Raw genomic sequence first — 8,154 nt, 5'->3', positions numbered from 1 at the left:
ATCACAAATGATTCATGTTGCATTGTTTAGTTTTCAAAGAACAACTTTGTCTTTTCGGAATCTTTTGTTTTCTGTCCCTTAAGACATCTATTATTATATCGCAGCTCATTCAGCTTGTCAAGAGATTTTTTAAATTTCTTTTTTATCTGAACTCGAAACCCTTTGCTTTCAGATGCTTGCCAGTCAAGGCTTGTTCATCCTTCGTACTCCGTGTTTCTCGCGGCGACTTGTATTATGTTACACGCTTTTCCCCAGCTTGTCAACATGTTTTTACAAAAAACTTAAAAAACGAAAACGGACAGCTGTGGGATTAGCAGCTGCCCGTTCTCTTGGGAAAGAATCATTTATCCTTATTAGAGAGAAATGGAGGAAGTGGGATTCACTTCACTTGTCGTGGGAGCCCTTGGGGATATCGGCTTTCCCATCGACAAACATAGTGTAACAGGGTAATCTGAAAAAACGCTTAAGCTATCTGAAAATTATCTGGTAAAAAGTGTTTTTTCTTTTTCCCACGCTTATTCCTTGACCTGAATACTGCTGATGATTTTGTCAGCCAGCTTGCCCTGGTCATCCTCGTGTTCCTTTGGATAGGCAAAAGCGATGAACCAATACTCCTCGGGGAGCGGCAGGAAGACGACCTTGAGCGTTTCATCCTCGCCCTTCATCTTGCACTGTACGGTCGTGACCGTCGCGTCCTTGCCCGAAATCGTCACCGTCTTAGCATCGCGCGATTTCTCCGTGGCCTTGGCGTTTTTCTCAAAAGCCGTCAGATAGCCATCGAGGGCTTTTTCTTCAAACTTCTTCTGATTTTCGGCTGTCTTGGCATCGGCCTTCATCTTATCCTGATTCATGACGTACGTCGTGAACTGCGTCAGATGGAAATCCATGCCCTTGGCCTGCGTGATGCGGTTATCCGTGATTTTCGTAACGTAATCGTTCTGCGCCGCGACTTCTTTGGCCTGCTGCTCGAGCGTAAATGGCAGGTCCATCTGCAGCGTTGTCACGCTGCCCTTGACTTCCTGAGAAGTGAGCTTGGCCTGTCCGCAGCCAAGTGCGAGCAGGCAGAGTGCGAGGACCATGAGACTGGCCGCTATGATTTTCTTCATCGATGCATTCCCCTTTTCATTCTGCTAAAATCGACTCTAAAAATCATTATACCATTTTTTGCGCGTTTTGCGTGCTTTCTCACGGCTTCGCTGTACTTCCTTTTCTCTCTTTGCTCCCCTGTGCTGTTTTCGTTTTTTATCTGGCTGCCGCAGCCGTCTCGCTGCCTTCCGTAAAATGCTGTGCCGTGCGGTAGTCGTAGACAACACCGTACTGCAGCCAGCTGTCAATCGAGGCAATGATGATGTTCATGATGGTGTGGGCACTCAGGGCAAAATTGCTGATCTCGCAGATCTTAATGCCTTCGCCCGTCTTGATGTGCTCAAACATGACCGTAATCTCATAGGCGCTGCAGGTCAGAAGATAGAGATTGCCCGTACTCTTCTCCTTAATGTACATATCGTGGTCATCCCCGTCCTCGCGCGGCGCAAAGCCGAACTCTTTCAGGCGTTCGATAATCTGCGGCTCTGTCTCGCGGTGAAATTTGGCATTGACGGTATCACGTTTGGCTTCAAGCTCAACAAACAGTGGAAAGCTTCTCATAAGGCATGCCCCTCTCTTTTTCCAACACAATAAAAGAAAAAGACACGCAGGGTGCGGGTTTACCGCATCGTTGCGTGTCTTACATATATCTTGCCGTTATTATATCACGATTCCTTGGCTGCATCAACCCGGCCCGAGGCTTTTCCTCAAAAAATCATGAGAAGCGGTCCATCCTTTCTTCCATTTCATTATCCTTGATGAGGACGACATAGAAGATGCGGCCAAAGTATTCGCTGCTGACGAGCCGCCCGCGGTCGATGACCCAGACAATCTTCCCCTTCTTCGTGACGATGCGGTAATCGACGGCATCATCGGCACAGCCTTTGAGCTTATTGAGATAAATCTGCCGCCAGATGCTCGTTTCTACGCGGTCGTAATCCTCCGGATGCACGATGCCGCGGAAATTGCTCTTCGTGTAAGCCATAAAATCGTCGAGGTCGTCGCAGTCAAACATCTTGACGAGTTCATCATTGGCAAAGAGGATGTTCTCATCCTCTGCCTCGTAAATGAGGATGGCGGCTGGCAGATGGATGGCGAGGTCGCGCAGGGAAAAGCCGAGCTGGACGTTGCGCATCTTCGCCATGCCCGGTGCGAAGCGGCAGCAGCCGTTCTTGCCGCGCATCTTGATGGTGTAAAGGGCCACATCCGCCGCATGCCAGACCTCTCTGGGTGTCTGCCCGTCAGGGGAATCCGGCGCCAGTACCGCATAACCCATGGAAACCGTATAATGATAGCCCCGATTGCCATAGTTGAATTCTTTTGGCACTGCGCCAAAATCATAGACCATGCGCTCCATCTTCCTGATATTGCGGTCAAAGAGTACAATGAGGAACTCATCGCCGCCCATACGGCCGAGAATCGCGTCTTTCGGGAAACAGATATGCATGAGCATCGCCAGGTGCTGCAGAGCGGCATCGCCGGCCGCATGGCCATAGACATCATTGATGAATTTAAAGTCGTCGATATCGAGCTGTACGACGACCAGGGGAACATCTCCCTTTGCTTCGGTAAACGCCCTGACGGCCCCTTCAATGCCGTGACGGTTCAAAAGCCCCGTCAAATGGTCGGTAACTGCCAAGCGGCGGATGCCTTCCTGCCGCTTGCGCAAGGACAGCAAAAACCAAATCAGGATGGTGAGCAGCGTCAGGCAGACAAAGCTCAGCGCGCCGATGTATTCAAGGAACGGGTCATGACGCCAGCCGCCTTTTGGCGAGACGAGCATCCGCCATGTGGAACCGCCATAGAAAAATTCAAACTGCTCCGGCGCCACGACCTTTTCCTCGGAACGCAATACCGTCTGATAGCTGCTGCCGCCTATCTCCGTCTTTTCCAGTGCATACGCAAAATCCGTGCGGCTGAGATTCTGCACGGTATTGGCGAAGATGTCCGGCGTCTTGATGACGGCGATGATAAAGCCCCAGAATACAGGCTTCTCGTTCCCATTGTCAAGGACAAAAACCGGCATGCGCATAATAAGGGCCTGTCCGCCCCGCTGCAAGTCCACCGGTCCCTGCACTGTCAGTTCTCCAGAATTTTTGCTTTCCCGGGCAATAGCCGCAATCGTATCGTCATCCTGGAACAGATTAAATTTTTGGCGGCGTTCCTGACTGTCCTCCGGGTAAATATCGGTGACAATGCCCTGCGGCGCTAACCGGATGGATTCCAATGGTGCGCCATTTTTCGCCAGCATATGCGCGGCAACGGTCTGGAAATTCCGCATCTTGTGGTTCGGTTCATTGGCAATCGCCAGATTGAGTGCTCTGAGCATGGACTCGCTGTCCACGAAATCCTGCTGCAGCTCGTCGGCATAAATGCGGGCATCGAGATGCGCGCGTTCGTGCATCGCTGCCACTTCACGCACATAAAGGGCATGCATGACAAAGGCCCACACCACCGCACCGACGAGGAAAACCGCTGCCGGAATCCAGGCGATACCATGTTTATGCAGTTTTTCCCTGAAGTCTCGGATACTCATATGCTTCATATTTTCATTCTTTCTTACTCATTTTCATCTTTTCCTTGTCCTCATACATCGCCCGGTCCACCTTTACGAGGATCGGGTCCATGCTTTCAAGCGGTGTCATACAGACGAGGTGTCCGAGCGCCACGCTGACGCCGTGTTTGCGGAAGGATGCGCGCAAATCCGTCAGAAAAGCCTCTGCCTGCTTTTCGCCGATGTTTTCAATGATAATGAGGAATTCGTCGCCGCCCATGCGGAAGACGTGTCCTTTCCCCGTTTCTTTCCGCTTTTTGTGCATGATATCGGCAACTGTCGTAATCAGGCGGTCGCCGGCCTCATGGCCGTGCTCATCATTCATGCGCTTGAGGCCATTGATGTCGCCAAAGATAAAGGCACACGACGTATGTTCCGGCAAAGAGGCAAAATACTGACTGAGTCCATGGCGGTTTAAACGGCCCGTGAGCTGGTCGCGGCAGCTCATGCGCTCAAGCTCCCGCAGGGACCTGCGGCTGCGGATCATACTCGCAATAAAGCGGCTCAGCGTCATCATGAGGAAGTTCGTCGCGCGGAAAAGCGACATCTGCGGATTGACAATCTGCAAATGTCCGATAATCTGTCCGGCAATCTTTAAAGGCACGGCCGCAAAGCGGTGGATATCCGGCAGATAGGTCTGTGCATCCGGATGTTCTTTGATGTATTTCGGGTAATCGGGAATCATGACGAGATGATTCTCGCGGAAATTTTCGTAAATATAGCAGGGATTCAGCGGCAGATGCTGCATCTTTTCCCGCATCGGTTCGACACCGCTCCTGCACCATTCATACGTATTGCCCACTGTACTGCCGCCCTCATCGAGCTCAAAAATGCAGATGCGGTCGGCAGAAAGTTCAGAACCGATTTTCCAAAGCAGCTTGCGGATGCCCTCGGATGGGTCGTCCTCACCCATAGCAAGGCTGATGGCATCATTGATCGATGCCTCGCGGTACAGGATTTCGTTGGCTGCAATGTCACGGTTCAAATATTCATTGAGGTTGATGCCCATCGAGAAGCGGTAATTTTTGCCGCGCCATGGCACAAAGGTGTCGCGCAGCAGATAGTCGTTTCCCGACACGGCGTTGTGATGCGTCCAGCTGTAGAAGCGGTCGCGGCGCAGCAGATGATTCGTGCAGAACTCGCAGGGTGCCTTGCCGTCGCCAAAAACCTCGTAGCATTTCTTCCCCTCGCACGAAAAATCGTCCGGCAGATGGAAATCCCTGTATTCGGCTCGATTGAGGTAGACGAGATCGTACGTTTCGGGGTCGCACATGTAGATGCGCTCATCCATATAGTCGAATTTCTCGCGGTCAAACGCGATGCGGTCGCCGATGTAGATGGACTCGCCGAGCTTGTTTTTCTGTGCTTCTTCAATGCGTCCGACCAGCAGATGAAGCAGGGCCTCGATATTTTCCGTCTCGGAGCCATAGCCAATCGCATACTGCAGATAAAGCGTGCACGGAAAGCCGTCGATGGAGCGGATTTCATGGATGGCATTGGCGACCTCCAAAACGCGCGTGCTGACGTCGCCCTTGTCTTTCGGGAAAAAACCGACAAAGCGGCAGGAGCCGATATGGGCGAGGATGCCGCCGCGCCTGTGCCGTTTGTAAATCACGTCCGTTATGCGCTGCAGAAGATGAAGGCGCGTCTCTTCGCCATATTTCTGCGCGATCTTGTCAAAGGCCGGCACGTAGAAATAGACGGCAGCAAAATCCTGGCCATTGCGCAGATAATTATCCATGAACTCAATCCCGCTTATGAGCATGCCGCGGTAATTGAGCAGTCCTGTATCTTCATCGTATGTCGCATTCTGATAATTGCGCTGCGTCTCTTCCATCGGCCAGGCAATCCCGATGAGCCCTGCAACGCGTCCGCTGCGGTACAGCGGGTACTTCGTCGAAAAGACGAGGACAGATTTTCCCTTCACGGCACATTCCCCGAGACGCCAATGGTCGGTCCTGCCGGTTTGCAGGACTTTTTCTTCCACTTCACGGAACGGACGGTCGTTTATATGCAGGGAAAGCTCGTCATCGGTCTTTCCAATAATATTCTCGAGTCCCGCAAAACCAAAGAAATCGAGAAAGGCCTTATTAGCCCCAACGAAGCGGCGCTCTTTATCCTTCCAGAACAGCATGAGTTCCGTGGGCTCTGCAAAACTGCGCCAGAGCAGTGCGTCCTGCAGGACGGATGCTGAAGTCTCTTCGCCCACGGGCATATGAAAGGACCTGGCGATGCGGTCAACCTGATCCTTTTTGTCCTGCAGTTCAAAGGACAGCGGTCCTGCACTGACGAGAATTTCCTCCGAACCGACGAGATGAATGCGCAGGGCGTCGAAGCGCATCCAGACCAGGCTGCCGTCGGCCTGACGGACGCGGAAGCTGTCAATCGCGTGCAGGCCGCCTTTTTTTGCGAAAAACGACTGCAGGTGCTGTCCATTCAGATAACCGCAAAACCGTTCCTGTTCCTCTTCGGGAAGCCGCGTCTCTGCATAATGGCGGAAAAAATCATCAATGCCATGATAAATCCGGCTGCTTTCCACCGATACGTCCCTGCCTGCCAGATGCTCGCACGTATCCCTAGAGAGATTCAGCAGAAAGATATCCTGAAACGTCATGTAGAGATTGTGCATAATGGTATCGAAACGCTGCACTGACCGTGTTTCCTGATTCTCCAAGGTGATGTTGTCAAGCGAAATGCGGTATGCCCGCAGGCTTTCCGTCTCGGACAGGAGCTCGGCCGTGACGCGGAAATAACGCCCATTCTCCATGAAGATACGGGCCTGTTTCTGATGAAGGCTGTGGATGCGCTTGAGCATCGCCAAAGAACGGATGCACAGGGGATGCTTTGGCTGCAGCAGGTACTCTCTGCACTGCCGGGCATCCTGAAATCCCCTGGCCTGCAGATTTTTCTCAAAGGACTCATTGGCAAAAATCAGGGAAATCTTCTTCCCATCGCAAAGCCCGATGCCGAGAGATGCCTCGCTGATGCAGTTGAGCAGGCCGAGCTGATGATAAATTTTTTCCTCCTGCGGCTTTTCCACCTCATAATGGTGTTCACTGTAATACTGATGGAAGTCCTCATAGGACATCGGTTTGCCATAATAATAGCCCTGAATCTTTTCGCAGCCAATCGACTGCAGGAACGCGACCTGCTCTTTCGTCTCGACGCCCTCAGCCAGCGTATGAATGCCGACTTCTTTGGCCATGCGCACGACGGACGTGATGATATCGCGGCTCTTTTCCGTGAAATGGCGCAGAAAGACCATATCGAGCTTGAGAAAATCAAACGCATAATCCTTGAGCACATTCAAGGAAGAATAACCGCTGCCAAAATCATCGAGCCAAATCTTGTAGCCGGCCGCGCGAAACTGCGTGATGGCTTTCTGCAGCCTGCTCTTATCGCGCACGAGGGCACTTTCCGTGAGCTCCAGGTTCAGGTAAGCATGCGGCAGATGCAAAGACTCCATGACGTCTTCCACAAAGGCAAAGGGGTCCATCAGCGTGAAATCGAGCGGCGAGATATTGACCGAAATCGGCATCATCGGCAGGTCATTTTCCCGCTGATAGCAGAGCAGCGACGCCACCTTGCGGATGATATAGGCATCGAGCTTGTGGATGAGGCCGGCCTCTTCGAGCACGGGGATGATGAGATTTGGCGTCAAAAGCCCGTACTTCGGGTCCTCCCAGCGCACGAGGGCCTCCGCGCCGCAGAGCTTGCCCGTAAAGGTGCGCACGATGGGCTGCAGATAAAAGCGGATAGTGCCTTTCTGCATGGCTTCGTCAAAATGCTCGAGGATGTAATTCTGCAGCACGAGCCGCTTCCCCATGTCATCCTCGTAGACGGCCCAGCAGCGGTTCGCATCTTTCTTGATGGAATCACAGGCCATCTTCGCCTGGTCAAAGGAACCTACGACAGGGGCTTTTTCCTGACGGGGGTCGTAAAAGCGCAGGCCGGCCTTGACTTCGATGCCGGGGCTCTTGATATAGCGGCGCATGGTGCAGCAGATGTGCTCAACCTTCTGCGTGATATTTTCGGAAGTGGCCAGCACGAGAAAGCTGTCGGCCGAAAGGTGCGCGATGAGGTCGTCGGGAAACGTTTCCTGCAGCAGGCGGGCCATGTGCTGCAAAATCTCATCACCGCCGTGATAGCCATGGATGGAGTTGTAAATCTTGAAATTCGTGATATTGAAATAAAGAGGACAGTGTTTGCCGAAAACGCCCTGGTCCTTATCCTCGGCAGCCTGCTCAAGCGCCGCTTTGTAAAAGGCCGTGCGTCCCATGAGTACGGTAACGTCATTTCTTCCTTTTACGAAATCATTTCCAGCACGATTGGCACCATCACGATTGGCACCATTTTGTACAGGGCCCTGCCCTGCCTCATCTTTATCTTTTTTATCTTGATTTCTGTCTCTTCCTTGTTCCATGGTATCCTGCCCCCTCCCCGAATTTTTCCTTCCCCTCATGCAAATCTGCAAATTCCTGCAGAAAAATAAAATCAATTCGTTATAGATATAT

Annotated in this window: 4 protein-coding genes; all 4 read right to left on the bottom strand. The window is 52.1% G+C overall.

The features are described from left to right. Positions 1 to 515 precede the first annotated feature (515 nt). A complete protein-coding gene (locus ACI4OH_RS08110) occupies positions 516 to 1,106 on the bottom strand; it encodes a hypothetical protein (protein WP_432646805.1) in 591 nt (196 codons plus the stop codon). 136 nt (positions 1,107 to 1,242) lie between these two features. Further along, on the bottom strand, positions 1,243 to 1,647 hold the full coding sequence (locus ACI4OH_RS08105; protein ID WP_432646804.1) for an addiction module toxin RelE: 405 nt from the start codon (positions 1,645 to 1,647) through the stop codon (positions 1,243 to 1,245). Between the two features lie 154 nt (positions 1,648 to 1,801). Next, the gene (locus ACI4OH_RS08100; protein ID WP_439784567.1) at positions 1,802 to 3,631 is read right to left on the bottom strand and encodes a sensor domain-containing diguanylate cyclase; all 1,830 of its coding nucleotides are present in this window, start codon (positions 3,629 to 3,631) and stop codon (positions 1,802 to 1,804) included. 4 nt (positions 3,632 to 3,635) lie between these two features. Continuing rightward, positions 3,636 to 8,063 (bottom strand): EAL domain-containing protein, encoded by a 4,428-nt coding sequence (locus tag ACI4OH_RS08095; RefSeq protein WP_439784566.1) that lies wholly within the window; start codon positions 8,061 to 8,063, stop codon positions 3,636 to 3,638. Positions 8,064 to 8,154: the final 91 nt, after the last annotated feature.

The sequence above is a fragment of the Mitsuokella apri genome (assembly GCF_051886055.1).
In the GTDB taxonomy this organism is placed as follows: domain Bacteria; phylum Bacillota; class Negativicutes; order Selenomonadales; family Selenomonadaceae; genus Mitsuokella.
This window is presented reverse-complemented; position numbering and strand designations above follow the sequence as displayed.